Genomic DNA, 26,755 nt, shown 5'->3' with positions numbered 1-26,755 from the left:
AGCAATATGGTGAAACTTTATTCCAAACAATATTGCTATTGCACCAAAGTAAAACAAACTGGACAACCTAGATTTCAAAAGGAAGACACCTTAAAGGTTGTCTTTTCTTTATAAGTAAAAAAAGCCCGCCTATTTCCGTAGGCGGGCTTTATCTTTATTACACAATATGAAAGTATACTCTCTTTTTCTTTGAAATTTTATGTAATTATACATATTCATGAAAATAGAAGAAGTGAAATTGTACGTTTAGATACAGTTTGGCAACAAACTAACTGTTTTCTTATACATTAATAGACAACTACTGCAAGAGTTATAGTTTTTATGTTTTCATTTTCTTTTTGCATTTATCTTTTAATCAGACGAATGCTTTTTTTAGTACATAATAAAAAAGACAAAAAAATATCCAGAAAAACTGTCACAAAATCTGTTTTTCTGGTTTCTCTATAATACAGGTATCAAATTGAAAGTGAGGTTTAAACGAACATGTTAACCATAGAAAATGAAGAAAGTCATGCTTCTGATATGACCTTTGAAGATTTATTTAAGCAGTACTATGCTTACGCTGTGAAACAAATCATCTGGATCGTTAAAGATCAATCTATCGCTGAAGAGTTAGCACAAGAAGTATTTTTACAATTATATCGTAGTGATTGGAAAGGAATTGAAAACATACCTGGATGGTTGATTAAATCTTCTACTTATGTAGCCTATAACCATTTTCGATCTGAAAAAAGGCAGCAAGCGAAGATTGATAAAGAAATACAATACCATGAAGTACAAAATGTTTCATCATTAGACGATGATTGGATAAGAAAAGAAGAAATTACAAAGGTCCAAACGATACTAAATAAAATGAATGATCGAGAACGAACCCTTTTACTAATGAAATTCTCTGGTTTTCAATATAAAGAAATTGCAGAAGTACTTCAAATTGAAATATCTTCTATTGGAACATTATTGGTCCGAGCCAAAATGAAATTTCGCAAGATTTATAAACAAATGGAGGAGGCATAACAAATGAAATGTTATGATATCGGATTTATTCAAACATATATTGATGGAGAACTTTCTCATGATATAAGAAAGGAATTCACAAAGCACCTAGATACATGTGAAGCATGCCAAGATTTATTAGTAGAAATCAATAGATTAAATCAATGGGAAAACGTAATGCTAGATGAAGAGTCTGCAAATTCACCACAAGAAATCAAAATTGATATAGAACAAGCATGGAAAACATTTGAAAGTCGTTCCAAGTTAGACAATGTTTCTAATATAAATCACAAAAAACAACAAAAGAAGGGAATCTTTACAAACATGAGTAAAAAATCAAAGCGTTTCATTTATACAGCAGTAGCTGCAGCAGCACTTTTCACAACAGCAATGATTCCACAAGTACAAGTGGCGGCTACAAATGTTGCTTCCTATTTTTCTAATGCAATTACAAATGATAAAGTTGTAAATGAAGGAATAAAAGATGAAAATGGTATCACACAAGATATGATGAAGAATGGTAAATATATTCCTATTGATGAAAAAATTACAGATCAAGGTATTACTGTACATCTCAAAGAAGTATTTATCGCAGATTCACGTATATCAGTTCATTATAGAATGGAAAAAGCGGACGGAAGTTTAGTACCATTTGAATTTGATACATCAGGATTAAATCTTGAGAGTGATGGTAAAATTGATGGGCAACAAGAGGAAAACCCTGAGATTAAAAATGACGGGAGACTATCATTTATCCATGATTCAGATGATTATCTTCCTTTTGAACTTATGGCAGCAGGTAAAAAGTTAGATAAAATAGGCATTCGTGATAATGATAGACCTGAAGGTGTTGCTACATTTGTTATAACTACTGAAGAAAAAGACGTTTTTAAACAGCCTCTTACTTTAGACGTAAATATAACTAGAATTGGAAAAGTAATTGGTTCTTGGAAAGCTCAAATTCCAATTGATACTTCACATTTGAAAAATAATACGAATTAACATGAAAAAAAGAATAGAACAATATGTATCTAATTCTCAGTTTATATGTTTCCTTGTTTTCGTTACATTTATTTCTTATATAGTTTTTATTCTATCTTTTATTTATGATTTAAGTTTATAATCTTAAATCAATCATTTAAGACCATTACAAGAAAAAGATCTCTAAAAAAGTGGGGGAATAAATAACCGATTTCTTAATATATAAGAAATCGGTTATTTTGTATTTAAAATGCGTCTAGACGTACAATTTTCTTTTTTTGATATGGTAACCTCCAATACATCATTGTCCTTCTCTAAGCTCATATCTATTTTAAGAAGAGTCATTTACAAATTCAAAAAAACCCTCAAAGCATCTACTTTAAGGGGATTTCTCCTATCATCTTCTCTCTTCATACAATCGATTTGCTTTATACGAGCAAACTAAATACATAACAATTGCTGCAGGGATAAACAAACATGCAAAGCCTCTCATCAATGCAAGTGGTGTTTCAAATAAGAATGCCCATAGAAATGATACACCTTGCTTATCCCATAGTCCTGGCGTAAAATATAGTTCTTTCGGATTTGCAAGTGCTCCTACATTAATCGTGTCATTAAACATAAATAGGATTAATATCGGAATAGAGCATATAGCTAATTCTAAAAATTTTTTAGATAGACGCTTATACTTCCCTGCTCGTGACATTGGATCTGAAAAAATGTCATCTTCACTTTCTTCATCTACCTTTTTAAAATATTGCGTACCTGACCACCGATTACCAGCTATATGCTCCCAACCACTATCTTCAAATAATGTGCAGTAATTAATAAAATCACTTTTTCTACTAAATACTCTATGGTCTATTTTAATCGTCGCATCTTCTGGTTCTGTATATCTAAATGTATAACCAAATGTATTGCTTTCTAGTTGATAGCCTTTCCAAGCCATCTCTTCTAACCATTTTTCCTCTTTCTCAAAGTCTAAAAAGAATTTTAATCTCCACATCATCGTTTCCTCCTAACTATACGTGTAATAAACTTTTTGTAACCGCAATAATGTGCTGCATTCTCATAAAATCTAAATGCAATACTTCTTTCCCGCGTTCCGTAATGACATACACTTTTCTTCGTTTATCTTCACTTTTTACCGATTCTATTAACCCTTGTTTTAATAAATTTTCCACCGCACCATACAATGTACCCGCTGCGATTTTCACTTGATGATTACTCAGTTCCTCCACCTTTTGCATAATTAAATATCCATGAGCTGGCTCTAATAAAGCTAAAAGAACGTAATACGTTGTTTCCGTTAATGGTAAATTTTTATCTCTATTCATAAAGACCTCCAATGTAACGATAACTATATAGCTAAACTATATAGTTAAACTGTATAGTTTAATTTTATACAGTCAGACTGTATATGTCAAATGTAGGAATAACTTTATAACCCAAAACAAAAACGCTACCTTTTTAAAAGATAGCGTTTTTGTTTTACCCTTGCTTATTCTTCGCCTTCATTTGCTCTTCAAGAGATTTTTTTTCAGTTTCTAACACACTCATATCACTTTTCAACTTTTGCGTTTCTTCAAAATGTTCATCTACTAATTTATTATATTCTTTCTCAGAGTACATTTTTTCACTGGTTGATGTCGTTTTCTCTTTCGTAACAACTACATTAATAATTACAAATAAGGCTACAATTCCTATTAACACAGCGAAAATCTTCTTTTTATTCATGATTAATCCTCTAAAATGTAAAATTCCAAAAATTTTCATAACAGACCAATTCGCTTTCACCTGTCATATTTTGTCGAATCAATATAATAAAAAAAGCATCTGAAACAGATGCTTTTTCTCATTCTTAATACGTAAACGTAATCGTCACTAAAGAATACCCTTCTTTCGCATTATACGACTCCGCTTTATAAGAAACACGGTTGGACCCTTGCGGATAACCGATTTCCCCAATTGCATTTTTCACATCTTGCAGCGCACCGTTCATTGATTGCTTATAAAGTACTTCTATCTTTTCTGGCTTTGCACTATAACGCTGCTGCATTTTATTTTTTAATTCAGTATAGTTATTTGCAATATATTCATTTCCTAAATAGTTTAACTTTGTATCTTTTAATATTTGCTGATATGCAGACGTTTTCGTACTACCTGCCGCAATTTTATTTGTCAGTGTACTATAATAATTTGTTGTAGCTTGCGGATAGTCTCCACGGTTCCACTCATGATTTCTTGCGATTTGTTCATCTGATAAATTGAAATACGAATACGTTACACGGCCCTGCTCATCTGGAACCGGATCATCGAATGTTGTATCAAGGTGATACCATTTGTTTTCGATTTTCACTAAATTCCAAGCATGAGGTTGTCCGTCCCCAGTTCCTGTCACGAAATGATTTTCAATTCCTGCTTCTTTTAATAATTGATAAGTTAATAGTGCGTAACCTTGGCAAACCGCAGAACGATTTACAAGTGCTTCATATGCTGTGTAAGCTTTATAAGACGTATCATAAGAAACATGCTTTACTACGTAATCATGAATCGCCTTCACTTTTTCGTGATCATCCATTCCAACTTGAGTGATAGAAGAAACGATTGCTTTCGCTTGTTTCATGACATATTCCGTCTGTTCTTTCGTTTCACGATATGTAATCTTAAGCGTAAACGTATAATTTCCAGGTGATCCAGAAAGTCCATATGAAACATTCGATCTATTATTATTTGTATACTCATTTTTACTTGCCACTTCTTTATATGCGTTAAAAAGTGTATTCATCACTTCGTCTGTATTATTATTTTTCGTTTTATATGGCAGTGTAATATTTGTCTCGTATGTATTAATACGCTTTTGTACTTCCTCTTTAAACGCTGTTAATAATGCCGCATCCCCTGTATCTTTCACATCAGCATTTTTATACTTCAAAGTTTTATATAAAAACTGCGCATACTGTTCACGTGTTACTGTGCCATACGGTTCAAAATTCCCATTCCCTGTGCCATCTGCGATTCCATTTGACTGCACTGCACTAATTGCATTTTCTGCCCAAAATGGATTTGGAACATCCTTAAAGGTATGTTTTTGTTTTGCCGCAAGATGGAAAGCATTCGTAAGAATTTGTGCCATTTCCGCACGATTCACAGAAGCTTTCGGTCTAAATTGGCCATTTTCATCACCTTTAAAAACTCCTAAATTCGTTAAAGTTAATACCTCTTCTGGGAACATTGTAGAATTTTGATTAATATCACCGTAAGGATTTTTAAACGTAGATCCATCCTTTAATACGTAACGAGTTCCATCATTACTAAACGAACCGCCTTGTTTATTCGGTACTAACACTCGATAAATTAAAGCCGCAACTTGCTCCCTTGTCGCAACATCTCCAAAACCAAATATCCCATTTCCATAACCAGAAATAATATTCTTACTTGCTAAATCTTTAATCGCAGGATATGACCAATGTGATGTCGGCACATCAGAAAAAACACCCACTTCAGCAGCTTTCACATCACTGCCATTTGTATATAACAACGCACCACCAATAAGTGATAATGATGTAATTGATTTTAATAGTTTTGTGTACATAATGTCTTCTCCCAATACGTTCTCTATTTTTGTTGGTTTATGTCGAAAAATCTAAAAATATGACAAAATATATTATACAATTAAAAGTTTTTAAGGGATATATTAAATTTTAAAATATGCAAAAATTCATATTGTTATAAGGATTCATAGTAATATTATGTTATTTTACTTGCGAATATATAAATAAAAAAAACGCTCATTTGAGCGTTTCATCTATATACCTAATAATTACTTTTTTCTACAATTCGAACTCTTCTTCTGTAATAATCCTTTGATCTAACAACTCTTTATACTCCAATATTTCTTTAGCCCCACGGCTCTCCATGCGTATATTGTATAACATTTTTGGTATTGACCTTTGCTTGGTCCGTTGAAAGATTTACTCCATTTAGAAATAGTTCTATTGAATTTTTCACCACTAGCCACAAAAATATCTTATAATCTTTATATAATAAATTACAGTATTAGGAGTAGATAAAATGCCAGTTACACTCGAACTTATTCTTTTCATTCTTATAGCAATTAGTGCTGTTGGCTATTTAATAAAAGAATTTCAAAAAACTAGGAAACGAACACTTGGAATTTCACTAGAATTTTTAGTTCTTTTCTGGTCAATATGGAGAATATCAACTCTCATAATCTAATTTATAAAACATGAATTCCTTCGAATGAAGTGAAACTTTAATCAGTGGGAGTTTTATTCATCCCCCACTGATTATTAGTTAAACCAATCGGGATTTTACGGGATAAATTTACCAGTATTTTCACCACAACATTCATGTTAAAATCCCTTGTGAGTACGACATAACTCGACCTTATGAAGCTCCGCAGCTTTTATCGCGGAGCTTTTTTTATTTAAATTAACGCTTTTGTTCACTTTTTTGATACATTTACGAAACATTCATATGTTACGTTATATAAGTCCTTTTTTAAATCATATTCATTCTAGCAAAAAGTCCTAGTCCCCCTAGGACTTTTTGCATTCAAATAATGAGTTGTCTTTTTTCTCAATAACCGAAGCTATTTAACGTGGTAAAATAATAATTGGACTGACATCCAATACCATATTACAATGGAGCAAATCGCAAGAAGGCACCTTAGAGTGTCTTTTTTGTACATAAAAAAATCTTACCATCTTATAGAAACGATAAGCCCTTTAAAACAATAATTGCAACTATATTAACTTTACATTACATTAAGGTTAGAGAATGTTCTTATATTAATAAAGTGCTAAATAGTAGGTGAAAAAATGGAATTTAACGATTTGGGTATTACCATTAAAGAACTTAGAATTAAAAAAAATATATCACAATCCGACTTATGTCACGGAATATGTTCACAAAGTCAAATTAGTAAGATCGAAAAAGGTGTGATTTATCCATCTAGCATATTGTTATATCAATTATCAGAAAGACTCGGTGTTGATCCAAATAGTATATTTGCACTAACTCAAAACAAGAAATTAAAATATACAGAAAACGTAAAATACGTAATGAGGGATTGCATAAGGCAACATCAATATAAAGAGCTTTATGAAATAGTAACAAGAGAAAAATACACAAATAATTTTCAAACAAAAGAAGATAAACAATTTCTAATATGGCATGAAGCAATTGCTATATATTGTGTGAATAACTCAACAAAAGTGGCTTTAACTCTTTTAAATAATGCACTAAAACTAACTGTAACCAATATTGATTTTTTATCAGAGAGAGAAATAGATATTCTACATACAATGGCTATACTTCATGCAGAAAATAAAGAATACAAAAAAAGTATTACTATCCTTAAAAGATGTTTAAATAATTTTAACAAATTAGATTTTCCTAGAGATAAAGAAATTAAATTGAAAATCATTTATAATTTAGCAAAAAATTTAAGTTACACATATCAATACGAAGAAGCAATAAAATACATTGATAAGGGTATCCAATTAGCTATTAATCTAAATACTTTTTACTTATTGGGTGAACTATACTATGGAAAAGGTTCAAATTTATTAAAGCTTAAACAATATAATGAAGAAGATGTTGCTAATAACATGAGAAAATCATTATTTATATTTGAATTAACAAAAAACGAAAAAAAATTACAAATAATTAAAGAAGAATATTTCGAAAACAAAAATAACCACTCATAATTTCTTAAAAACTACTTATAAAACTCACAGGAAAAATCCCAATAGTTTTTAAACTTAGAACCATATTATTGTTTTAATTCAGAGGAAGGCACCTTAGGGTGTCTTTTTTTATTTTCAAAAGGACCTGCTCAATTAATTCTTAAAAACATACTAAGAAACATTGTTTTATTTATCCCATTTTCATTCATGCTATATAAAATTCGTTAATAAATCCACCTCAAACATATTTATATGCATTGGAGTATGTTTGAGGTGGAACTCCTTCAAATACTAGTTCCTTTTATAAGCCGTTTTTTTGATGTAGATGACATTATTCTCAATACAATAGAATGAATTATGGGAACATACTTAGCAATATATATCAAAAAACAATATTAAGAAAACCCCTCCACCTTAAGGTAGAAGGGATCTTCTAATTTCTATTTCAAACTACCTAAAATTTCCGTAAAGATAACCCAAAGCGTATGTGCACCTGCATCTGGATATTCTAAACTTTTTTCACCAACTACCGCTCCTCTGCCGAATGATCTTTCACCGATAGATTGTATGCCGTGAAGTGCTACTTGTAACATTTCAATTCAGATATACGACAGGAAAGAATACATCATCACAGTGTCAGCAAGCAAAAGTGTATTCTGCATTTCTGAAAACAGTAGATGGCAGATTGTGACCTACTGAATCTGCTAAGAAAGAATATACAAGAACATCCTTAACATCCTCTTTATTTCCACTAATGATGACATCAAGGAAATCTTCTACTTGAAATTCTGGAGTAAACAACACAATCTTAGTTGTTCTGTTTGGTTCTAAAGAAACAAAAGTACGAGAGATTTCAACTAATTCATTTTGAGTTGGGAAAAAGGTGTTTCGACTTCTCTTAACAGTTACCGTTACATTACTAGTATGGCAGCGTGAATCATTGTTTAACATAATGTTGAGAGCAGTTGGAATAATCCCATTTTCAGAAACTGGAACTCGAAACACTCCAGTAGATTTATGAGCCATATAATCAGATCCTTCCAAAATAAAACATATTTACAATATATTAAATGCAAAAAACGTTCATTTTGATATGGACAAATTATATGATTAATATATCTATAATAACCCTCAGTATTACTAAGCCAATGTTTTAAAAGATTAACAAATATCGCGAGAACCAATCGAATGTATATTAAAAGTAAAAAGAATAAGTCGTCTAAAAGACCCCTATTTTGAGCCAATAATGAGACATTATGTTAATCTTATATGTATAGCTGCACAAAATTGAGAAACTTAAGGAGACAGATAAATTTTATGAGAAAATTATCTATATTACTTACTTTCATTCTAGTATTAGTCAGTGTTACGGCTGCTTGCACACAAGATAAAACAGATAGTGCCATTGAAAATGGTTCAATAGAAGAACCAACCGCAAAAAATGAAAATGAAGAATTAATAAATTTTGAAGAAAAAGAAGATATGAGCCGCTTGGAACAAGGTATTTTATTAGTTGGTGAGAGTGTTAAGGGAGGCTATTACTTGACCGCCGTTCAAAGTGCATATTTAAATGCTAGCAACGATTCCGTAGTTGTTAATGTCTCTGTAAAAAATGTACGAGGTCAAACGATTGGACTATCAGAATTAAAATATAACTTAAAAGATGAAAAAGACGGAAAGACCTATAAAGGAACGGTGCTTGATCAAAACCCTTCTAATATACAAGTTAAACCAAATGAAACGGTAGAATTGAAAATAGCTTTTGAAGTACCAGGTACCGCAGATGAATATATGTTTTATATTGAAAGCTCTTTAGACCCTCTAGAAACATACTGGAAAATTGATAAGCTGCAATCACAAACAAACTAAGTCTAAAATACAATTTGATTGAAGAAATCTCTCAAATAAGCAAAAAGTAACGAAAGAAGTCTTCTACATATCAACTATATAAAAGTCCCTCCACCTTAAGGCAGAGGGACTTTCCAATTCCTATTTCAAACTACCCGCAATCTCCGTAAAGATAACTCCAAGCGCATGTGCACCTGCATCAGGGTATCCTAAACTTCTTTCGCCAACTGTACCAGCGCGGCCCATGCGAGCTACGATTTCTTTCGTGTACTCTGCTCCTTTAACCGCTGCTTCTGCACCTTTTTCAAAGGCAGTTTTTACGTCTACTTCGTTTGAGGCGCTATCTAACCAAGAGTCTACACATGGAGCAAGTGCGTCAACAAGCGTTTTGTCACCAACTACTGCTCCTCTGCCGAATGATCTTTCTCCGATAGATTGGATGCCTTGCAGTGCTGCTTGCAACACTTCAGCGAATTCTTTCACTGTTAACTCACGTTTTTCGCCCGCTGCTTTACTAGCTGCGCGGAATGCACCACCCCAAATTGGACCAGATGCGCCGCCGCAATGTTCCATAATAATCATCGAACAACCGTCAAGGAATGATCCGATCGTTACGTTTTCTTGTTCTACAATAGAATGCCACTCACGTTTTAATTGCTTAAATCCTTTTGCTACACTCATTCCGAAGTCGCCGTCGCCAGCATGCGTATCTAGCTCACAGAACGGTACTTCATTTTTAATAATAACGTCGCTCATTTTATCAACGAGATAAATCATGTTGTTTAATGTAATGACATTATCTTTAATAACAGCGTGTTCTTCCGCAGTTTCTAGTTCAAATGAAACTTCCTTCTCTTCGATCTCTTTCAGTACATTTACATACTCTACACTTTCAACTGGTCCATCTACTTTAAATGCTGGTGTATTACATTCTTTTGATAGTAATGTTTTTAGCTCTTCATCTAACTTCATTATCGTTAAAGACATACCAGCCATATCAATACTTGTCATATAGTTACCGACGAATACTCTATTAATTTTAATGTTTCTTGCAGCTAGTTCTCTCGTAACGGCGTTGTTAAATAAGTAAAGTTCTTGCAGTGGTGTTCCGCCAAAACCGTTAACTAGAAGTGCAATTTCCTCGCCATCTTTTACTCCTAAATCTTTTACAAGATCATTTGTCATACGGTTAGCTAGTTCATCTCCTGACAGCATTTTTTCACGTTTAATTCCTGGTTCGCCGTGAATACCTACACCGTATTCCATTTCATCTTCCGCAAGTGTGAAAGTAGGTGATCCACTCGCTGGAACTGTACAAGACGTTAACGCTAAACCGATTGTGCGCACGTTAGCCGCTGCTTTTTCTGCGACAGCTTTCACCGCTCCTAAATCCATACCTGCTTCCGCTGCTGCGCCGGCAATTTTATGAACTAAAATAACTCCTGCAACGCCGCGGCGTCCTACTGTATACAGACTATCTTCTACCGCAATATCATCGTCCACTTTTACGTAGTCGACTTCAATTCCATCTTCCGTCGCTAAATGCGCACCGTTTTTGAAATTCATAATATCGCCGCTATAATTTTTAATAATTAATAACGTACCTTTTTTACTAGCTGTTTCTTTAATTGCTTGGTATACCTGAATTTGTGAAGGTGACGCAAAAACATCTCCGCACACCGCCGCATCTAACATTCCTTTTCCGACTAATCCTGCATGTGCCGGCTCATGGCCACTACCGCCGCCACTAATTAACGTTACTTTGTTTTCGTTCATTTCTTTCTTCTTAATAACTTTATATTTTTTCAAAAGTTCAAGCTCTGGGTGAGCCATAACCATTCCGTTACACATTTCCATTACTAATGTTTCTGGTTTGTTTATAATCTTTTTCATTGTGATTATCCCTCAATTCCTTTAATATATTGTGATATATTTGAAATCTTCTTCTTACTACTCATGTTAAAATGAAAGCGTTTTATAGTAAACGGACAAAATGGACAATCTGTCTAAAGACACCGCTCTCATTTATAGATAGGATTTTTATATTACTAACATTCTAGGGATGATTCAGATGACCTCTTCTATAATTTCTAAAAAGATAATCGCGAACTCATTGAAATATTTAATGGAAACAGAGTCGTTTCATAAAATATCAGTGAGCGATATTATGTTACACTGTCAAATGCGTAGGCAAACTTTTTATTATCATTTTAAAGATAAATTTGAACTATTAAGCTGGATTTATAGAGAAGAAACCAAAGAAAATATTATAGACTTTCTCGATTATGAAACATGGGAAAACATTTTCGATTTATTATTTGATTACTTTTATGAAAATCAAAAATTTTACCGAAATGCTTTTAAAGTCATTGAGCAAAACTCGTTTAATCACTATTTATTTGAGCATACGAAAAACTTATATATAAAGATTATTGATGAACTATCTGTAAGCTGTGGATTCAGCCTTTCTAATGAGACAAAAAATACGATCGCCTCCTTTTATAGTCACGGCTTCGTTGGAACGATAAAAGATTGGATTGAAAGTAAATGCGAAGTAAACCCGTCCATTATGTCTTCTCTTATGAAAAATATGATAAACAATCAATTACTACTATTACTTGAGCAATCAGCAAAGTAATTAAAGGGTGGCAAAAGCAATGAAAAAGATTATGAATGATGTACAAAATATCGTTCAAGATATGCTGCATGGCTTTTATTTTGAACATAACGACAAAGTAAATTACGACGAAACAAATAACATCATTTATGTAAAGGATATCGAAAAACTAAAGCAAAACGTCGCGATTATAAGCGGCGGTGGTAGCGGACATGAACCCGCTGATATTGGCTATGTAGGAAAAGGTATGCTTACAGCGGCAGTAAACGGCAGCATTTTCACTCCGCCTACAGTGGAACAAATTGTAGCGGCTACTCGCCTTATGCCAAAAGATAAAAGTATTTTATTCATCATCAAAAACTTTAAAGATGACGTTGAGAACTTTCTAGCGGCTGAGCAGATCGCTAAAGAAGAAGGAAGAAAAATTGACCACATCATCGTAAATGACGACGTTTCAATTGAAGATGATGCTTCTTTTAATAAAAGAAGACGCGGCGTCGCTGGTACTGTTTTCGTTCAAAAAATACTTGGTGCGGCCGCTCTTGAAGGCCATTCTTTAGAAGAACTAACAACACTTGGCCGTTCTATCACTGAAAACTTACACACATTAGGAGTCGCCCTTTCACCTGCAACCGATCCGGTGAAAGGAAAAGCTTCATTTTCATTAAACGAAGATGAAGTCTTTTACGGCGTCGGCATTCACGGAGAAAAAGGATATCGTAAAGAAGCACTATCCTCTTCTGAAATATTAGCAATCGAACTAATGAACAAACTTAAAAGCATTTATCGCTGGCGAAAAGGTGACAACTTTGCGATCCTCATTAATGGATTAGGTGCGACACCATTAATGGAACAATACATTTTCGCAAACGACATTCGCCGTTTGTGTGAACTTGAAGGATTGCAAGTCACATTCGTAAAGGTTGGTACGCTGTTAACTTCTTTAGATATGAAGGGTGTTTCGCTTAGTTTGCTTAAGGTAGAGGATTTGGATTGGGTGAAGTGGTTGAAGGTGGATGTTAGAGTGGGTAATTGGTAAGTAAAAATTATGATGATAAAAGCCTTTAACTATAACAAGTTAAAGGCTTTTTACAAATTGAAATATCGCACGAGCGTTCAAAAGAAATTCGTAATCACCTCACTGGATGATTACAGGTCTTCCGAATAAAGCTGGATGATAAATTAACATCGCACCTACAAATGAACACACTAAACAAAAAACAGCCTCGTATTTTATGACTAGAGAAGAATTCGTATCAAACTTTTTTTCCTCTCTTTTCAATATCATTTTAAATAATGCTGTATATAATACTTTATATAATACATACCCAACCACCGCTCCGAGGGTATTCGTAAATAAATCATCAATATCCGTAATTCTATTATTTAGTAATTGATTTAACTCAATTGCCAATGAAAAAAAGAATCCCGCGCATACGGTGTTTTTCATTTTTCTAAATTGCGGCCAAATAGTCGGCAATAAAAAACCTAATGGCATAAACAGTACAATATTTAAAAGATACGTCGTACTACCTGCCGTATCAAATAGAGTCAAGTTGATTTGACTTACACGAATCCACGTTTCATATCTACTTATATCCCATACAGTCGCGATTTGCGTCACCTTATACACTAGCGAAAGATAGAATAGAAAAATATATACCCATAGAAAATGCCGAATAGATATGTTTCTTTTCGCTTTAGAGTACAATCCAATTTGAAACACCACACAAAAAATAATAGTAAAAAAATACGTATACAAATAACTAATCAAAACTCCTGTATGCATGTGGAATCCCCTAACGTTACATTTTCATCTATTATTTTAGAACATAGTTTAAAAAATAGTACTTTCGCTTCAAATATCGGGAATATATTAAAAATATAAAATCCCCACTCCTTCATTTTCAGTCTCCTCCTTGATGTAACTTGTTTATAGGATAGGAAAAACTTTTAAAATAAAAAGTGGGGTAAATATAAAATTTTTCTTAAATTTTATGTTAGTTTTTATTATTACTCTTATTAGGAATCCGCTATTCGTTGTTAGGTAACGCCATGCTTACACCTATAAAAGTATTGAATTACTGAAGAATTCTGTTCTCAATATAACAGCAGATTCACATCAAAAATGTAAATCCTCATTTCCTTCGTATTTTCCTTTATTAAGTCTTTTTCTTATGAATAATTCTGCCAAAATTAAATTAGGTACCCATGCTAACCAAGCAATAATAGCATAACTAAGTTCAAACCGCTCTATTCCAAATAGAACTATAAACAACGGTAGCCAAATTCTTAATGTAACTGCTCCAAAGGTTAAAGAATAATTTCTAATCATCCAGTTCCGATGGTCTTTAATTTGTTTATTCTTAACTCTATGTAATGCTTGATATGCTGATGCTAGCCAAAGTATGGATAACAAACCGAAACCTAGCTTCGCTACCAATCCTCCCGTAGCATAAAAGGATAGGTATAGTCCAGAAACGCCTCCTAATAATATACCAACCATATAGATTCTCCCAACTATTCGGTGACGGTTAATATTCCTTTCTCTAAATTTAGTGGATAATGTGAAAGGACCAATTACTAATGCTACTATACTAGTCGTAATATGTATAACTAACATCACATACCAGAACTCACTTAATTTAGATCCATACATAAGCTTCGCTTTTACAAGCCCTGTTTGAAATCCATCCATAATAAAATACTGGACAACAATATAACTAGCTACTAAAAGAGCAAAAAAAGTAAATACAAACCAAATTTTTCTGTTCAAATTTTACTGCCTCCCCATTACATTCACGAAAATTAGATTATATATTACTGTTCATTCTCGGGAAAAAGAGAAAAGCCTTCTAGAGAAATGAAGTGCCCCCCGAAAAAGGGACATTTAATTGATTAAGATTTCCAAAAATAATGAATATATATGTTATATTGTTAGACGTACTGAAAAAGCTAAACAGTACAGCAATGGGGATTTTTCTAATGGATATGTTACAACAAGTAATAGATAAATTTAAAATGAGGAAACTCTTAAGTATATCATTCTATACTTGAGAGTTTCCTCATCTATCCCTTCTCATCCCTCATACTGTAATACCCCAAATTAATAATAATCAAGAAATACCCACCCATAATTCCAGCTGCAAATGTCCACATGAATTCATGATGTTCAATTTCATACATAATAATCGCGCCGAGTATTGCGGCTGCGAACCGATTTATCATTCCGAGCATCGGTGCTTTTTCTTTTTTTACAATGCTATCTCCGAACTTTTCAATACGCCTTCCTAAAATCCAGGCGCAGTACATACTCACCAAAAGGCCAATGCTTACCCCGACAAACTGGGCTCGAAAAGGTGTCACGAGCCATCCCAATAACATTACGCCTAGCAAACAATACATTTGTATGTTGAATGATCTTAATGCCATACGAATCATGTTATTCTCCTTTATCTTTCTCATTGTAATTCCGTATTATCAATCCAAGCTTTCAGAATCCAAGCTTTCAGCTATATCTTTTTTAAAATGAGGAAATTTGATTTTGCTCACCATTAAATAAGCGAGTACGCTTGTACCAAATGCCATGGAAACTGGATTATTTAGGCGACATAAAATGAGGAGACACATCGCCGCGAATGGAATGGGCATTCCGATGAATGTTGGGAGTTTGCTTTGCTGTGTGTTAAATCTCGCAAGCCGAAGCATTCCGCAAATACTGTAAGCGAGCGCGCATATCATCCCGATAGACTGCAAATCTTTTAACGAGGCATTATATGCAAGAATAGATGGTGCCACACCAAAAGTAACTAAATCCGCAAATGAGTCCAACTCTCCACCAATTTCTGAAACAGAATCAAGTTTCCGAGCGACCATGCCATCAAACAAATCAAGGACCATACCTGTAATAATGAACATAACTGCACCGTACATATCGTCAACGAAAACAGCATGAATAGCCAAAAGCCCACACACAAAATTTGCTATCGTAATCATATTTGGTATGTAACTCATCACATGCTTCCCCTCCTTTCTACTAATTGCTTCATCTAAGTTCTTACTCATTACAATCAAGATCCTTCTGCTTTTCTTCCAATATCACTTTATTTATTTTCGTTAACGTCTCTGTCATTTGCTCTAGGGCATTTATATCGATTTTAGAAAAGTATTTCTCAATTAATACATCATCTAACTCAGACAACCGCTCTATATACTTACTACCGTTTGGACCAAGTGTAAGAAAATACTCCCGTTTATTATTAGGGTTTACTTGTTTTGAAATCATCTGTTGCTTTTCCAATTTCGATAAAACTTGGCTCACCGCACTTTTCGTTATATTAAACGTATTCGCAATGTTATTTGCTGTCGTGTTTTCATTTAAATGAATATGAAATAACATGCTCTCTTGCTGCCCAGTAAGACCGAATTCATCCTTTAAATCTTGAAATAGTAAAATATAAAGTTCCGTATAGGCTCGATTCATTTCATTAATTACTTCTTTATACGTTCTAGTCATAGCATCCTCCATGCTTTTATTTCGTTTCGTTTAATAGTTAAGTTTACTTAACTTAACTATATTATACCGTTATGTTTGTGTAAAGGGAAATATAACTCTACACTCTACTCACAATGATACAAAAAAGACACTCTTCTAAAACAAGTTTAGTCGCTTCTGTCTCACTGCTTTCCTCATGCAAATACTTGGTAAGTAATTCTGAATAATCAAAAAGAAAATCAATAAAATTCCATATAGACCCATTACTGGTTAAAATGTTATAATGGAATTACCCTACATAGTTACTCATAGCCAGACTGAGGAACTAGCGTCTTATTAAGTAATGCGCATAACTAAAATAAAAAAGACACTTTACGGTGTCTTTTTTATTTATATTCATTGGAATTATCTCTTTTATAAACAGACTCTATCAAACAGTAAAGGAGACTAACAGATGGAACATCCTGTTGCAAGAGAATTACGTTTTATACGGGTATGTCTTATCATTTTGATTATTGTCATTGCATTCTGGGACCGGGAGAAAACTGTAGAAATTACTGATCACGGTAGCGATCCTATCTTAAACACCAGCAATATGACCCAAGTTGGTGAGAATACATTTGCATACAAAGGCGAATCTAATCAAATTAAAATATTTAAGTTTAATCCAGATACAAATGAAATATCACTTATTAAAGAGTTTCTTGCTGAGGAATATTACTCAGATACAGCTAGATAAAGTAATATTGACCACAAAAGTATAATGACCACAGCCTTTAGCCATAATTACGACTAAAGGCTTTTTGTATGTAAGTAAATGAAAAAAGGAGCTAATTTTATGGAACATAATAAAAATGGAATGCTTGCTTTAATTGTTTTATTTTTAGGATTAGTGTTTTTTGTTAGTGGAATGGTTTATCATTTATGGGGCTCATTTTAATTTCAACTTTTAGACAGATAAAGTGAAACTTTAATCAGCCCCCACCTAACTTCTTTGCTTTCGCTGAATTTTTAAGTGGGGGTCTTACTGCCCGGCAAATAGCGGGATAAATAACTCGAATCAGAGAAATGCACAATATTTTCCCTTTTCCTTCCAAAATTAATATAATAAGATATAAAATGTAATACATATAAAGACAAATATATAGCACTCATTAAAGTGCTTCTATTTTGGAAGGAAGAAACGATGAACAAAAAGTTATTAGCCTCATTATTATGTAGCACATTCTTGTTTGGAGTATCAGCTTGCGGTTCACATGATGCACCTGCGAAAAATGAGCAGGCGACTTCTAAAAAAACAGAGAATGACAAACTTAGCAGCAAGGATTCGCAAAAAGAACTTCCTACCAATGTAGATTCCTCTGATGTATACATGTCAATGGGATCTGCCGAGTCATTAGATGTTATAGGGACTGGAGAAGTTAAAGCACAAGGTGTCTTTAAAGTATTAGACATCGCAGTTTATAATCGTAAAGAAGAACCCATTACACTAGATATTAACAACTTTAAATTAATTGATGGATTTGGAAGAGAATATCACATTTCTAATGAATATCAATCCGTACTTAAAGCTGCAAATACGTCTACATTTAAATTTGGTATTGTTAACCCTGATGAACATTCGGACGGAAACATTGTATTCGATGTACCGAAAAACACGCGAGGATTAACTTTAAAATTTAATAATGATAAGTTAGATAAAGAGCTCCAATTAAAAGTGGAATTGGAATAGGCAAAATAAATACGTCTCCCTTAACATTCTCTACTAACATAAAAAAGTACAGTCTTTTCTACAGCAGACTGTACTTTTTCATTTATCATTTCACATAACATTCCCTAATTTTTTTGACTAGATGCTCTCCAATCACGAAAAGATGTTGGGCGTCCAGAAAAAGCTCTTTGCTTTGTAACAGATGGTTTTTCTTCAGGAGTCATTGTTTTTTCTTTAAGCGTCGCTGGTTTTTCTTTAAGCGTCACTGATTTTTCTTCAAGAATAGTCACAGCTGTTTGCATTTTCTCTAACTGTTCTTTCAGCAATTGTTGTTCAATCTTTAAATCCGTAAGTAAACGTAAAATCATCTCAGAATTAGCCATAAGATCCTCCTTCCCCCAATACACAGAATAAAATACAATATGTAGAAGGCGGGATACCGGTGACAAAAATAAGGTCGTCAACTCTTTTTAACTTCTAAAATCCTTTTATTTTTTTAAGGACCTGCTCCATTCATCCTTAAAAACATAAATTAAATTAAATCCATTAATAAATGGTCTTTATGGAAGGAGGAGTTAATATGGGCTATGGCGGTAGTTGTGGTGGAGGCTGTGGTTTCGGCGGCGGATTTGCCTTACTTGTTGTGCTCTTCATCTTATTAATCATCGTTGGCGCTAGCTGTTGGGGCGGCGGATTCGGCTGCTAAGGAGAGGCACTCTTGAGAGTGTCTTTTTTTTGGTATGTGGCTCGTATACATATTAAAAAAAATTTCCGTTCTAGAAGTACTATAATATTAGCTTAACATGTCAGTTCCCCCTAATTAATAGGTGGTTCTAGCCTATAGAATTCTTTTAAATATAAAATGAAACTATATTTCTCAATGAATAAAACAATTTAACATGGTAAAATAATATTTGGATGGGAGTCCAATATATTATTAAAATTAAGATGGTTCAAGTCGAAGGAAGGCACCTTAGGGTGTCTTTTCTTTTTTATAAATAATTATAAATTAAAATTGTAAAGGATGCTTACTACTTACAAGGAACATTTTCTTCCGCACAACTATTTATTTGAAACTAATTACTATTATAAATATAAAGAAGTTATGGATAAAGTAGTGAGGTGAGGTAAATAAAACAAAATATAGATTTAATTCATGTTTCTCAACGAGGTACCACCAGCATTTTCAAAAAAATACGCTAAGCAAAAAAAATAATCAGCTGTCCATATGGACAGCTGATTTACATCATTACATTTCTATTATTTATCTTACCACTTGTACAGATACTGGTTTCCACCCCTGATTTTCTACCCAATCAATATTAACCTTATATTTTTTATTATTTTGCTTATCTCGTACATTACCATAGGCTTTATTATTACCATTATTCCCAATAAAATCGAAAATCAATTGGCTCTCTGGAACATCAACAGCATAAGAAATTGCTTTTTTCATCTCACTCCAATCTACTGTTCCTTCTTTAAATTTCATTTCAGGTTTTGCTCCTTGCTCGGTACCAATTGGCTTCCAAGAAGGATTAGTTTGAGAACCCTTTTCTTGAGATGCCGTTTTTTCTTCCTCATTATTTTCAGTTCCGTTCATTTTTACCGATTTTTCTGCTTTTGATTTCTCTTCTAGCTGTGCTGCTTCTTTATCTTCAGCTTTCTTCTCTTCTATCTTTACTGTTTCTTTATCTTCAGCTTTCTTCTCTTCTATCTTTGCTGTTTCTTTATCTTCAGTTTTCTTCTCTTCTATCTTTGCTGTTTCTTTATCTTCAGTTTTCTTCTCTTCTATCTTTGTTACTTTCTTTTCTTGAGCAATTGCTTTCGTTGATGTATTAGAAGGGGTAAACAATTGGTATGTCACTATACCAACTGTCACTAATACCAAAGTAAATGCAATATTAAAAATTGCCTTTTGACGACGATTCTGTTGTTTTTCTTGAAATCTGCTTACTTGTCCCATTCTTCAAACCTCCGTGTTTACTTTCTCCTCTACTCTTTATGTATTATCCCTAAAATTCTTAATATTTTTATTAAACAATAGAAATAAACTACACTTTCCATACAGGATTTCATATCATAATAAAATTTGTGTTTTTTCAAGTATCTGACATATGTTATTCAAAATAGTTTAATACATTAAAAATAGATAAGCTTCTGCACTTAAGAAACTTTCAATTTTATTCAAAGGTGATTCCAATTATGTCCATATTAGATCTCCTGTAGAAAGCTTTTTAACAATTAAACCTCTTCTTCCCTTATTTATAATTTTTAAATTAAATTTCCCTCTATAGTATAATAAAGATGTTTCGTTTTCTAATGGGGTATGTCGTAAAATCAAAAGGGATTTTATCTCTTTTACCTTCTTTTCAGAGTAAATTTCACCACTAGGAAATTCTATTATTCCTAATGTAATCTTTAATTCGCTCTCATCGAAAAGCCACTCCTTATTAAGTTCCCTTATCTTTTGTATAAAGCTTCTTTTGGTTTGTCCTATATATAGCAATGTTACACTCTTAGCACATACTCTAGAGATTGCAAATATCCCCTTCTTAGAAGCTTCTTCCCTATTATAAAAATCATTTATACTATACATTCCATACCATTTAATATGTACTGTTTCTATGAATCTCACCTCATTTTTAGACAATATTATAATTTCTGAATGTTCAAATTATAATGGGCGCATAGTCCTGATTACTTGAATTATAAATTGTGCTTTTCAATAATACATTTTATTATTACTAATTTCAATAATACAAAAAAAATACAATATTATAGTTTAATTACAAAACTTTATAAAAAAACAAAGTGATGTCGTACCAAATATTATATTTTTTCAATATCAGACTACCATGAACAAAAGTTAGAGAGTTATGGAATAAAATATAATTTGTATGTACATTTCTTTCAAAAAAAGTTTTGTAGTTTGCAACTGAATTAAAAAAACATAGATTTTTATGACTCTTTCGGAGATATACCAAAGTGGGATCTTTGATATGCACATTACTATACCGAACTTTCGGTATAGTATTTTTTTGCAGCTCCTTGATTTTTCACCAAATACGTATAAAAATCAATAGTAGGAAAATAAACTGCTGGCTAAAAGTTTACTTTCGATAAAATAAAAAAGGACCTACTCCATTCATTCTTAAAAACATAAAGTAAAGTGAACCCGTTAAAATACATGAATGAACCTTAGTTTTAATCCTCTTACCTAAAGGAGGAACTATTATGGGCTATGGTGGTAGTTGCGGAGAAGGCTGTGGTTTTGCTGGCGGATTTGCTTTGCTTGTTGTACTCTTTATACTATTAATCATTATCGGATGCAGTTGCTTCTGCTAAAAAACTATTGGAAAAGGCACCCTTATATGGGCGCCTTTTTGTATATTAAAAACCTCCCTATTTCCGTAGGCGGGCTAAATGTGATTTTGCACAATTGAGTTATAGCAAAATCATTTATATTGAAAGTAATGAAAATTAACTTAGTAATCCTAATACCTTAATAATCTCAATTGTTTTATTATCTTTTATTTTGAAATAAAGCCTTTTCCCTATACGTTCACTAATTACAATATTTCCAAAGGCTAATTTACGCAAATGTTGTACAATCAAATCCTCTGTAATTCTTGTTTGCTTACTTAAATCAGAAACTGACAACGATCCATATGTAATCAATTTACAAACAATTGATAAGCGAGTAGAATTCCCTAATAACCCTAAAACTTTTATACTTTCGGTATAGAAACTAAAATCCATATGAAAAGCATGTAACAGATTTTCCAACCTCCTAAAATAAGATGAATATCAACCAAAATATCTTAACATAAAAATAGTAAAAAAACCCTAAAATATACCAATTATTCATTGAGCAAAATGATACTTGAATGGGAGTCCAATACATATTATTAAAATTAATGTGTATTGGACTTTCCATCCTCAATGAATGAAAAGTAGAGATGCTTCAATTATGTACCGATCTGGAGCGTCTCCTATATAGTCAAAAGGATAACAAGTTGTTAATGTTAATGTTGGCTCACTTTTTTCTACAATAACTGTTCGATCTTCTGAATCTGTTATCCAATGCTTGTTAATTTCATATGTATATGTTTTATTTTCATATTCCACGATAAGTTGGTCATTTTCCTTTAATTCACCAAGCTCGGTAAAAACAGTATCTCTATGTCCACTTAAAACTGTATGACCATTTCCAGATGGTGTAGTAGTTAAGTCACTAACAAACATACCTACACCCTTTTTTAGTACTTTATCATCAGCTCCCCAAAATATAGAGTATTTCTTTTGTATTTTAGGGATAATTAAATATGCTACTTTATCTCCTAACTGATGGTTTACCTTTGAAGCGGGAATTTGTACAGGTTCTTCTTGTAATGAAGTGTCAATCTTTGTCTCTGTCTCTGTTTGATTGATGTTTTGCGTTTCATTTTCTTTAGAAGGTGTGGAGGTCTCATATTGTTTAGCCTCGTTAGTTGTTAACGACTCTGCTGATTGTCTAGCACTATACCATTCTAGAAAATAATAGGAAAAGATAGTAAGTCCAATAACAGTTAAACATAAGCCTATCCATTGTTTTTTATTCACTTTTATCACTCCATTTGAAAACGACAGGATTTCTCCTGCCGTTTTAAGGAACTATTTTATGCGTTTGTCTTTTTACGACGGAACATTAATACAGAACCAGCTAATGCTAATCCTAAGCTTGCTAACATCATTGTAACACCGTTTGATGCTGTATTAGGTAATTTTCCACCTTGTTTTTTCGTTTCTTTTTTCACAACTGTATTAGTATTTTTCTTTGTTTCTTTTGCAGTTGTTTGAGGCTTAGTTTGTTCTTGTTTATTATTTGTTGTTTGGTTATTTTGTTTTGAATTCTCTTGCTTAGTGTTTTCTTGTTTAACAGGTTCTTGTTTAGTGTTTTCTTGTTTAGGTTGTTCTTGAGGTTTAGTAGTTTCTTTATTTTCTGTTGTAGTATTTGTGCTCTTTGGATATTTATAATCTTCACATGGAATGCCGTCTTTATCATTATCTAAACGGTGTGGATCATTTCCAACACCATATCCATTTTGATCCCAGAATGCTTGAGCATCTTGTTGACTTTTAAAATGACCACAGTTTTTTGTATCATTAGGACTCTTAGCTGCAAATGCAGAAGAACTGTACCCCACTGTTAATAGTGTTACCGCTGTTGCTGAAGCTAATAATTTTTTCATAAATTTCTTTATCCCCCTAAATGGTATGTATTTACATTGAAATATTTTACATTTAAAAATCTAAAAATACAATAATAATTTGTAGATAAATGTAAGATTTCTAGATAATAATACCAAACTATTAATTCGTATATTGTAATATTATGTCGAAAGAAAATAAAAAAAGAGCCAAAGCTCTCTTTAATAACTAATACTAGCCATAGTCACTATTCTCACAGTAATATGAATTTGATTTATCACAACAAATATATGTTGTTTGTTGGATAAATAATGGAATCAGTAAAGCGTTAGCTGTAGTAGCATTTGAGACAGTAATACTTTGAAAACATCCTCAAGTAAGAAAGTTTTTGTATCTCTTGATGCTAATGTTGTTAGTGTAAAAACTCCCTTTAGATGTCTACGGAGGTTTTTTAAATTTATATTTTATTAGATTCATAAACTTCTCATAAATTATAATACAAAATATAGAAATACAGTTATAATATACTATGTTCTTATATATTTTTGGGGAGGATTTATAGTGAATAAAGTATATGAATTTAAAAGTGCTGGAAAGTCTACAATTACTATTGATGGGAATTTTATCCGCATAAAAAGAAAAGGCTTTGTAAACCTTATGAATCATGGTTTAGATGGCGAAAAGACAATTGATATCAATACGTTAACTGGGGTACAAATGAAGCAGGCTGGATTTACTAGTGGATATATCCAATTTATTTTTATGGGGAGTAAAGAAAGCAAAGGTGGAGTATTTGCAGCTACAAAAGATGAAAATACAGTTATGTTTGTAAAAAAAGAGCAAAAAATGGCTGAAGAAATCAAAACATACATAGAAGGAATATTGTCAAATAAGGGGCAAACACAAGTGGCTGCAACTACAAGTGGTGCTGACGAAATATTAAAGTATAAAGAGTTGTTAGACCAAGGTATTATTACTGAAGAAGAATTCCAAGCGAAGAAAAAACAATTATTAGGTATATAGAGGGCACTCAGTTGAGTGCTTTTTTATTTTATGGATATCAACACATACACATCAAGCTAAAAATTCTTTGTGTTTTATACTAAGGAAATTTATTTTTATCATTTTGGTGAGGAACGTTTTCCTTAACCTGATAGCGATGGGGTGCCGCCAGCATTCCGAAAAAATCACGCTAAGCAAAAAATATAATAAGCTGTCGATATAGACAGCCCTTTACATAATTATCGTTATTGGAATCAAAATAAACTTACACATCCAAACTATTGATAATAGCTAATATTTGATGATCTGTCCATTTGCCATTAATCCTTATATTTTCTTTCGCTATACCTTCTTTTTTAAACCCCACTTTTTCTAATACACGAATAGATGCTATATTATCAAGCATCGCTCCTGCTTCAATTCTATGTAGCTTTAATTCCCTAAAAGCAAAATCTACAACAAGTTGAAGAGCCTCTGTTGTATAGCCCTTTGCATTATGCTCCTTATCTAAAGTGAATCCCGTATAACAGCTTTGGAGGTCTCCCCTAACAATTTGAGTTAATGAAATGTCTCCAATCAGTTTATCATTTTCTCTTAAAAAGATTCCAAAAGGGTATACTTGCCCTTCAGCTGTCTTTTTTAGAGCTTGTTCAAGACGTATTTTTTGATGTTCTTCTGTATAAAAAACTTCTGGGAGCAACGGACAAACTCGTTGAAAAAATTCGCGATTTCTAATATGTAAGTTAGCTAACTCGTTGGCATCATCAGTTTTATAAAGCCGAATATAAATGTGCTTCCCTACTAGTTTCATAACATCCCTCCAACATTTTTATATGTCTAATGAGGCAAAAGTATACCGTATACTTTATACAGTTGGCTATTGTCAGGAATCATTTTGCACGAAAGAAAAGACACTCTATATGAGTGTCTTTTCCAATAGTTTTTAGCAGAAGCAAGAAGCTCCAACGATGATTAATAAAATGAATAACACAACTAATAAAGCAAAGCCTCCAGAAAAGCCACAACCGCCACAACTACCACCATAACCCATAATAGTTCCTCCTTTAGATAAGAGGGGAAAACTAAGGTTCACTCATGTATTTTAATGGATTCGTTTCATCTTATGTTTTTCCGCATTGATTGAGCAGGTCCTTTCGAAGACTATTCACATATTAACTATATTTTTAAAAATAAATAATTTAACTATATAAATAGATATATAAATTAATATAATGTATTAATCCTAAAAGAAGGGAGGAATAGCCATGCAATTAGTTTGTTTTAAAATAGTAAGTGGTCAATATTTCTTATTTGTAGAAGGTATTCAAATTCCTGTACCAATTCCAGCAGTTGCTGCAGCTTTATTAATTGGTTTAGGAGTAATTCCACTTTGTTCTTAATGTAAAGAATTCGGACCATTCCTATCTTTCCATTGGAAAAGCCTCAAGTATATGAATACTTGAGGCTTTCTTTATATCAGAGAAAAAACACCTTACAGCGCTTGAAGATCTCCTGATTTAATTAATGCGGCCGTTACATCATCACCGAAAGTATTGAGACAGAATACTTGCTCGTCTACCTTATCCATCACTGTAGCTTCACCTATCTTGCCACCTTGAAGTTTAATAAAATAGTTATGTTCTTCTACAATTTTACTAAAATCTCTATTTGCCCATCTTTCAGTAATTGCTAATAGCTCTTCTTTGTTCTTGAAATTGTTTCCGTTTAGAATATTTCTTACTTTCTCTGCATTCTTTTTGGACATAGGGGTTGCTCCCTTTCCTTCACACGCTTTTACTTTTTGATGAGTCATGCTATGCATAGCTGAAATAACTTCTTCTTCAGTAGAAGTTACTGTAATGTGAAGTTGTGCATTTGAACCTTTCACTTCTGCTTCATTCGATAGTATGTCTTCTTTATTAACCTCTGCAAAAACATGGTCCTCACCCTTAAGCGGGACTTCAGCAAACTGTAATATTCCATAAGTCATACCAGTTGCAAGTACTACTCCCCCTATAATAGATGCTAGCCAATACTTTAGCTTCTTATCCATCTTCATTTCCCCCGTCTTCGTTTACATATCTTAACTAAAGAATACCATATTTAATTCCTTTTTATTGAAGAGTCTCTAATTTCTACTATTTAAAAATGATTATATTGTCTAATGTAATACGATATAATCATTTTATAATACAAAAAAA

32 protein-coding genes and 1 pseudogene are annotated in these 26,755 nt (G+C 32.6%); 12 read left to right on the top strand and 21 right to left on the bottom strand.

Translation table 11 applies throughout. From position 1 onward, the window contains the following. The first annotated feature begins 483 nt into the window (after window positions 1–483). Window positions 484–1,014, top strand: coding sequence for an RNA polymerase sigma factor SigX (locus DN407_RS05020; protein ID WP_000955505.1), 531 nt, complete (start codon window positions 484–486; stop codon window positions 1,012–1,014). A 3-nt stretch (window positions 1,015–1,017) separates the two neighbouring features. After that, window positions 1,018–1,995 carry a DUF4179 domain-containing protein gene (locus DN407_RS05015; RefSeq protein ID WP_098280468.1) on the top strand — a complete coding sequence of 326 codons (978 nt, stop codon included), beginning with the start codon at window positions 1,018–1,020 and terminating at the stop codon, window positions 1,993–1,995. A gap of 376 nt (window positions 1,996–2,371) precedes the next feature. Here DN407_RS05015 and DN407_RS05010 read toward each other — a convergent pair whose 3' ends face one another. The 4 genes and pseudogenes from DN407_RS05010 to DN407_RS04995 all read right to left on the bottom strand — a co-directional run bounded on the left by DN407_RS05010 (window position 2,372) and on the right by DN407_RS04995 (window position 5,569). Continuing rightward, window positions 2,372–2,983, bottom strand: a complete 612-nt coding sequence (locus DN407_RS05010) for a DUF2812 domain-containing protein (protein ID WP_149216075.1) — start codon at window positions 2,981–2,983, stop codon at window positions 2,372–2,374. A 13-nt stretch (window positions 2,984–2,996) separates the two neighbouring features. Next, on the bottom strand, window positions 2,997–3,311 hold the full coding sequence (locus DN407_RS05005) for a PadR family transcriptional regulator (protein ID WP_001078063.1): 315 nt from the start codon (window positions 3,309–3,311) through the stop codon (window positions 2,997–2,999). A 175-nt stretch (window positions 3,312–3,486) separates the two neighbouring features. Beyond that, window positions 3,487–3,711 (bottom strand): annotated as a pseudogene (locus tag DN407_RS05000) (hypothetical protein); the annotation flags it as partial. A 124-nt stretch (window positions 3,712–3,835) separates the two neighbouring features. Further along, window positions 3,836–5,569: an S-layer homology domain-containing protein gene (locus tag DN407_RS04995; protein WP_098280470.1), complete on the bottom strand. Its 1,734-nt coding sequence runs from the start codon at window positions 5,567–5,569 to the stop codon at window positions 3,836–3,838. 1,249 nt (window positions 5,570–6,818) lie between these two features. On the opposite strand from DN407_RS04995, the gene DN407_RS04985 reads away from it, so the two are divergent. Next, a complete protein-coding gene (locus DN407_RS04985) occupies window positions 6,819–7,709 on the top strand; it encodes a helix-turn-helix domain-containing protein (protein WP_000395461.1) in 891 nt (296 codons plus the stop codon). Between the two features lie 419 nt (window positions 7,710–8,128). On the opposite strand, the gene DN407_RS04975 is transcribed toward DN407_RS04985, so the two are convergent. Continuing rightward, a complete protein-coding gene (locus DN407_RS04975; RefSeq protein ID WP_149216074.1) occupies window positions 8,129–8,281 on the bottom strand; it encodes a DAK2 domain-containing protein in 153 nt (50 codons plus the stop codon). A 43-nt stretch (window positions 8,282–8,324) separates the two neighbouring features. After that, the gene (locus DN407_RS04970) at window positions 8,325–8,714 is read right to left on the bottom strand and encodes a hypothetical protein (protein WP_000940662.1); all 390 of its coding nucleotides are present in this window, start codon (window positions 8,712–8,714) and stop codon (window positions 8,325–8,327) included. Window positions 8,715–9,005: 291 nt separating this feature from the next. On the opposite strand from DN407_RS04970, the gene DN407_RS04965 reads away from it, so the two are divergent. Then, on the top strand, window positions 9,006–9,557 hold the full coding sequence (locus DN407_RS04965; protein ID WP_098329941.1) for a DUF4352 domain-containing protein: 552 nt from the start codon (window positions 9,006–9,008) through the stop codon (window positions 9,555–9,557). 120 nt (window positions 9,558–9,677) lie between these two features. On the opposite strand, the gene dhaK is transcribed toward DN407_RS04965, so the two are convergent. Further along, window positions 9,678–11,429: a dihydroxyacetone kinase subunit DhaK gene (gene dhaK / locus DN407_RS04960; protein ID WP_149216073.1), complete on the bottom strand. Its 1,752-nt coding sequence runs from the start codon at window positions 11,427–11,429 to the stop codon at window positions 9,678–9,680. 178 nt (window positions 11,430–11,607) lie between these two features. Here dhaK and dhaS point away from each other — a divergent pair, with 178 nt between their 5' ends. Both dhaS and dhaQ read left to right on the top strand, forming a co-directional pair. Beyond that, the gene (gene dhaS, locus DN407_RS04950; RefSeq protein ID WP_097862419.1) at window positions 11,608–12,174 is read left to right on the top strand and encodes a dihydroxyacetone kinase transcriptional activator DhaS; all 567 of its coding nucleotides are present in this window, start codon (window positions 11,608–11,610) and stop codon (window positions 12,172–12,174) included. A 19-nt stretch (window positions 12,175–12,193) separates the two neighbouring features. Beyond that, window positions 12,194–13,192, top strand: a complete 999-nt coding sequence (dhaQ, locus tag DN407_RS04945) for a DhaKLM operon coactivator DhaQ (RefSeq protein WP_097862420.1) — start codon at window positions 12,194–12,196, stop codon at window positions 13,190–13,192. A gap of 99 nt (window positions 13,193–13,291) precedes the next feature. Here dhaQ and DN407_RS04940 read toward each other — a convergent pair whose 3' ends face one another. From DN407_RS04940 to DN407_RS04920, 5 genes are all read right to left on the bottom strand, one after another. Continuing rightward, the gene (locus DN407_RS04940; RefSeq protein WP_098664053.1) at window positions 13,292–13,942 is read right to left on the bottom strand and encodes a VanZ family protein; all 651 of its coding nucleotides are present in this window, start codon (window positions 13,940–13,942) and stop codon (window positions 13,292–13,294) included. Between the two features lie 333 nt (window positions 13,943–14,275). Further along, the gene (locus tag DN407_RS04935; RefSeq protein WP_001080293.1) at window positions 14,276–14,929 is read right to left on the bottom strand and encodes a DUF2306 domain-containing protein; all 654 of its coding nucleotides are present in this window, start codon (window positions 14,927–14,929) and stop codon (window positions 14,276–14,278) included. A 293-nt stretch (window positions 14,930–15,222) separates the two neighbouring features. Next, entirely contained in the window at window positions 15,223–15,594 is a 372-nt protein-coding gene (locus DN407_RS04930; protein WP_149216072.1) for an ATP synthase subunit I, read from the bottom strand. A 39-nt stretch (window positions 15,595–15,633) separates the two neighbouring features. Further along, window positions 15,634–16,218, bottom strand: a complete 585-nt coding sequence (pssA, locus tag DN407_RS04925) for a CDP-diacylglycerol--serine O-phosphatidyltransferase (protein ID WP_149216071.1) — start codon at window positions 16,216–16,218, stop codon at window positions 15,634–15,636. After that, window positions 16,211–16,669 (bottom strand): MarR family winged helix-turn-helix transcriptional regulator, encoded by a 459-nt coding sequence (locus DN407_RS04920; RefSeq protein WP_000198946.1) that lies wholly within the window; start codon window positions 16,667–16,669, stop codon window positions 16,211–16,213. Before DN407_RS04920 ends, pssA begins: the two co-directional genes overlap by 8 nt. A 433-nt stretch (window positions 16,670–17,102) precedes the next feature. On the opposite strand from DN407_RS04920, the gene DN407_RS04915 reads away from it, so the two are divergent. Continuing rightward, window positions 17,103–17,387 (top strand): YmzC family protein, encoded by a 285-nt coding sequence (locus DN407_RS04915; RefSeq protein ID WP_149216070.1) that lies wholly within the window; start codon window positions 17,103–17,105, stop codon window positions 17,385–17,387. A 447-nt stretch (window positions 17,388–17,834) separates the two neighbouring features. Next, window positions 17,835–18,380, top strand: a complete 546-nt coding sequence (locus DN407_RS04910) for a DUF4352 domain-containing protein (RefSeq protein WP_001035574.1) — start codon at window positions 17,835–17,837, stop codon at window positions 18,378–18,380. A 104-nt stretch (window positions 18,381–18,484) separates the two neighbouring features. On the opposite strand, the gene DN407_RS04905 is transcribed toward DN407_RS04910, so the two are convergent. Further along, on the bottom strand, window positions 18,485–18,742 hold the full coding sequence (locus DN407_RS04905; RefSeq protein ID WP_000013694.1) for a hypothetical protein: 258 nt from the start codon (window positions 18,740–18,742) through the stop codon (window positions 18,485–18,487). Window positions 18,743–18,939: 197 nt separating this feature from the next. On the opposite strand from DN407_RS04905, the gene DN407_RS04900 reads away from it, so the two are divergent. Next, the gene (locus DN407_RS04900) at window positions 18,940–19,065 is read left to right on the top strand and encodes a YjcZ family sporulation protein (RefSeq protein WP_000540377.1); all 126 of its coding nucleotides are present in this window, start codon (window positions 18,940–18,942) and stop codon (window positions 19,063–19,065) included. Between the two features lie 558 nt (window positions 19,066–19,623). Here DN407_RS04900 and DN407_RS04895 read toward each other — a convergent pair. Both DN407_RS04895 and DN407_RS04890 read right to left on the bottom strand, forming a co-directional pair. Further along, window positions 19,624–20,325, bottom strand: coding sequence for a YrrS family protein (locus DN407_RS04895; protein WP_149216069.1), 702 nt, complete (start codon window positions 20,323–20,325; stop codon window positions 19,624–19,626). Between the two features lie 237 nt (window positions 20,326–20,562). After that, window positions 20,563–20,997, bottom strand: coding sequence for a sodium:proton symporter (locus DN407_RS04890; RefSeq protein WP_149216744.1), 435 nt, complete (start codon window positions 20,995–20,997; stop codon window positions 20,563–20,565). Window positions 20,998–21,596: 599 nt separating this feature from the next. On the opposite strand from DN407_RS04890, the gene DN407_RS04885 reads away from it, so the two are divergent. Next, the gene (locus DN407_RS04885; protein ID WP_000540371.1) at window positions 21,597–21,707 is read left to right on the top strand and encodes a YjcZ family sporulation protein; all 111 of its coding nucleotides are present in this window, start codon (window positions 21,597–21,599) and stop codon (window positions 21,705–21,707) included. A gap of 135 nt (window positions 21,708–21,842) precedes the next feature. On the opposite strand, the gene DN407_RS04880 is transcribed toward DN407_RS04885, so the two are convergent. The 3 genes from DN407_RS04880 to DN407_RS04870 all read right to left on the bottom strand — a co-directional run bounded on the left by DN407_RS04880 (window position 21,843) and on the right by DN407_RS04870 (window position 23,593). Beyond that, window positions 21,843–22,121: an ArsR/SmtB family transcription factor gene (locus DN407_RS04880; RefSeq protein ID WP_000347623.1), complete on the bottom strand. Its 279-nt coding sequence runs from the start codon at window positions 22,119–22,121 to the stop codon at window positions 21,843–21,845. Window positions 22,122–22,301: 180 nt separating this feature from the next. Beyond that, complete coding sequence (locus DN407_RS04875; protein ID WP_149216068.1) at window positions 22,302–22,964, bottom strand: class D sortase; 663 nt, start codon at window positions 22,962–22,964, stop codon at window positions 22,302–22,304. Window positions 22,965–23,020: 56 nt separating this feature from the next. Next, window positions 23,021–23,593 (bottom strand): excalibur calcium-binding domain-containing protein, encoded by a 573-nt coding sequence (locus tag DN407_RS04870; protein WP_149216067.1) that lies wholly within the window; start codon window positions 23,591–23,593, stop codon window positions 23,021–23,023. Window positions 23,594–24,113: 520 nt separating this feature from the next. On the opposite strand from DN407_RS04870, the gene DN407_RS04865 reads away from it, so the two are divergent. After that, complete coding sequence (locus tag DN407_RS04865) at window positions 24,114–24,575, top strand: DUF4429 domain-containing protein (RefSeq protein ID WP_001045577.1); 462 nt, start codon at window positions 24,114–24,116, stop codon at window positions 24,573–24,575. Between the two features lie 244 nt (window positions 24,576–24,819). On the opposite strand, the gene DN407_RS04860 is transcribed toward DN407_RS04865, so the two are convergent. Continuing rightward, window positions 24,820–25,365, bottom strand: coding sequence for a GNAT family N-acetyltransferase (locus DN407_RS04860; protein WP_000779770.1), 546 nt, complete (start codon window positions 25,363–25,365; stop codon window positions 24,820–24,822). A gap of 132 nt (window positions 25,366–25,497) precedes the next feature. After that, window positions 25,498–25,605: a YjcZ family sporulation protein gene (locus DN407_RS04855; RefSeq protein ID WP_000540375.1), complete on the bottom strand. Its 108-nt coding sequence runs from the start codon at window positions 25,603–25,605 to the stop codon at window positions 25,498–25,500. Between the two features lie 214 nt (window positions 25,606–25,819). On the opposite strand from DN407_RS04855, the gene DN407_RS32040 reads away from it, so the two are divergent. Continuing rightward, window positions 25,820–25,954 carry a hypothetical protein gene (locus tag DN407_RS32040; protein ID WP_001177693.1) on the top strand — a complete coding sequence of 45 codons (135 nt, stop codon included), beginning with the start codon at window positions 25,820–25,822 and terminating at the stop codon, window positions 25,952–25,954. Window positions 25,955–26,046: 92 nt separating this feature from the next. Here DN407_RS32040 and DN407_RS04850 read toward each other — a convergent pair whose 3' ends face one another. Next, complete coding sequence (locus DN407_RS04850) at window positions 26,047–26,607, bottom strand: PRK06770 family protein (protein ID WP_000358637.1); 561 nt, start codon at window positions 26,605–26,607, stop codon at window positions 26,047–26,049. Window positions 26,608–26,755: the final 148 nt, after the last annotated feature.

The organism is Bacillus sp. JAS24-2 (genome assembly GCF_008274905.1).
In the GTDB taxonomy this organism is placed as follows: domain Bacteria; phylum Bacillota; class Bacilli; order Bacillales; family Bacillaceae_G; genus Bacillus_A; species Bacillus_A cereus.
The sequence above is the reverse complement of the archived record's forward strand: the minus strand, read 5'-3'. Positions and strand labels throughout refer to the sequence as shown.